Source organism: Paraburkholderia sp. SIMBA_054 (genome assembly GCF_046534875.1).
Taxonomy (GTDB): Bacteria; Pseudomonadota; Gammaproteobacteria; order Burkholderiales; family Burkholderiaceae; genus Paraburkholderia; species Paraburkholderia hospita.
This window is the reverse complement of record NZ_JAWRXV010000395.1, coordinates 1-347: the sequence shown is the minus strand read 5'-3', so window position 1 is coordinate 347 and position 347 is coordinate 1. Positions and strand designations below refer to the sequence as shown.

The 347-nt window shown below is 59.4% G+C and carries 1 protein-coding gene; it reads right to left on the bottom strand.

The window, feature by feature from the left end; genetic code table 11:
* Nucleotides 1–34 precede the first annotated feature (34 nt).
* Nucleotides 35–347 (bottom strand): DegT/DnrJ/EryC1/StrS family aminotransferase (locus SB822_RS55635; protein ID WP_410858915.1); only part of this gene is annotated, 313 nt, incomplete at its 5' end.

Below are 347 nucleotides of genomic sequence, written 5' to 3'. Positions count from 1 at the left end.
GCCGCCGTGCATTTGAAACGTCCGCCCAGACTTCTTAGCAGGACGTGAAGATGTCGACAATCCGGTCCATTTGCGCGTCGGACAGAGTCGGGAAGATCGGCAGACAGAGCACTCGTTGCGCGGCGTCGGACGCGATCGGCAGATTCGCTCGATGCGCCGTCGGCAAGCCACGGTACATCGGAAAATCCGAAATCAGCGGATAGAAGTAACGACGCACGATGACGTTGTGTTCGCGGAATCGCTCGTACAACGCGTCGCGGCTCAACGGATACTTGTCGCCGACGAGAATCGGGAAGTACGCGTGATTCGAGACCGTGTCTTCGCACGCGGGCAGGCAGTGAATGCCC